General features: G+C 75.6%; 5 protein-coding genes. All 5 read left to right on the forward strand.

Translation table 11 applies throughout. The annotated features are described in order from the left end of the window. Window positions 1–230 (forward strand): hypothetical protein (locus ACTUAL_RS09590; RefSeq protein WP_440900011.1); only part of this gene is annotated, 230 nt, incomplete at its 5' end. Window positions 231–305: 75 nt separating this feature from the next. Continuing rightward, complete coding sequence (locus tag ACTUAL_RS09595) at window positions 306–446, forward strand: hypothetical protein (protein WP_440900012.1); 141 nt, start codon at window positions 306–308, stop codon at window positions 444–446. A 117-nt stretch (window positions 447–563) separates the two neighbouring features. Next, window positions 564–794 (forward strand): hypothetical protein, encoded by a 231-nt coding sequence (locus tag ACTUAL_RS09600; protein WP_440900013.1) that lies wholly within the window; start codon window positions 564–566, stop codon window positions 792–794. A 47-nt stretch (window positions 795–841) separates the two neighbouring features. Then, a complete protein-coding gene (locus ACTUAL_RS09605) occupies window positions 842–1,546 on the forward strand; it encodes an AzlC family ABC transporter permease (protein ID WP_440900014.1) in 705 nt (234 codons plus the stop codon). Next, window positions 1,546–1,691: AzlD domain-containing protein (locus ACTUAL_RS09610; protein WP_440900015.1), on the forward strand; the 146-nt coding region annotated here is incomplete at its 3' end. The genes ACTUAL_RS09605 and ACTUAL_RS09610, both read left to right, overlap by 1 nt.

Consider the following 1,691-nt stretch of genomic DNA (forward strand, 5'->3'; position numbering starts at 1 on the left):
CGGGGCTGCTGCCACCCGAGGTGCTCCCCACCGACACGGAGGCCGTCGCGGCGCAGTGGCGCCAGGCGCTGGCGCGTCCCGCCGACGCCCGCAACCGGGTCCTCGTCGCCCTCGAGCGCAACCGGGTCGTCGGCTTCGCGCTGACCTCCCCCGCCGCTGACCCCGACTGCGACGCCGTCGTCGACGGCGAGCTCGCCGAGGTGACGCTGGATCCCGCGGAGCGGGGGTAGGGGCCCGGCTCGCGGCTGCTCCAGGCCGCGGTCGACACGCTGGCCGCCGACCGGTTCACCCGTGCCGTGACCTGGGTGAACTCCGGTGACGACGCGTTGCGCACGTTCCTCACCGACGCCGGGTGGGCCCCCGACACCGCCCACCGCGAGCTCGACCTCGACGGGTCCGGCACCACGACCGTCCGCCAGGTCCGGCTCCACACCGCCATCGGCTGACGGCCCAGCCCGGTCTGGTCCGCTCCGGAACTCACCCTTCTGGCTGCTTGCTTTTCTGGTGACGCGCGTCACCAGGGAGGGCCGGCTACCTCGCCGGCACACCACGGGGGTCCACAGATGTTCGGTCCGCTTCCCACCCTGCACAGGCTCGTCCTCGTCCTCGCTGCCCTGGTCGTGTGCCTCGGCATCGGCCTCTGGTTCGGCGCCGTGCCGGAGATCCCGCTCAACCTCAGGGTCGGGCTGCTCGCCGGCGCCGCCGCGGGGGGGGCGGCGGCGTTCGTGCTGGTCCACGACTTCCACCACCGCCAGCAGGCCCGGACCGCCCGCGTCCGCCGCCGGCACCTCTGACGGGCCCCGGGCCACGCACGGCCCGCACCCTGACCTAGCCTCGGGGCGTGAGCGAGCCCGCCCTGTCGTCGAGCGAGCGCTCGGGGATCATCCGCGACAGCCTCGCGGTCGGGCTGGCGACCGGCGCCTACGGCGTGGGGTTCGGCGCGGTGTCGGTGGCGTCCGGCCTCAGCGTCGCCCAGACCTGCGCGCTGTCGCTGCTGATGTTCACCGGAGCCAGCCAGTTCGCCCTCGCCGGCGTCGTCGCCGCGGGCGGGGCGCCGATGTCGGGCGCCGCCACGGCCCTGCTGCTCGGGACCCGCAACACGTTGTACGGCCTGCGCATGGCGCCGCTGCTGCGGTGGCGGGGCTGGCGCCGGTTCACCGCCGCCCACGTGCTGATCGACGAGTCGACGGCGATGGCGGTCAACCGCGGCACGACCGAGGGCGTGCGCCTGGGGTTCCTGGCGACCGGGTGGTCCGTCTTCGTCCTGTGGAACCTCGCCACCGCGATCGGGGCGGTCGCGGGTGAGGCGGTCGGCGACCCGCGCACGTTCGGCCTCGACGCCGCCGTCGGGGCGGCGTTCCTCGCCCTGCTCTGGCCCCGGCTGACGGACCGGCGCAACGTCCTCGTCGGCCTCCTCGCGGCCGCTGTGGCGCTGTCCGTGGTGCCTCTCACCGCGCCGGGCGTGCCCGTGCTCGCCGCCGGCGGGGTGGCCCTCCTCGTCGGGGTGCTGGCACGACGACCCGACCCGGCGGAGGGGCGTCGCTGATGTGGACCGCCGTGCTGGTCGCCTGCGTGGGCTGCTACGTGCTCAAGCTGGCCGGTCTCTCCCTGCCCGAGCGGGTGCTCAGCCACCCGACCGTCGAGCGGGTGGCCGACCTGATCCCCGTGGCGCTGCTGGCAGCCCTGGTGGC

Source organism: Actinosynnema sp. (assembly GCF_052038725.1).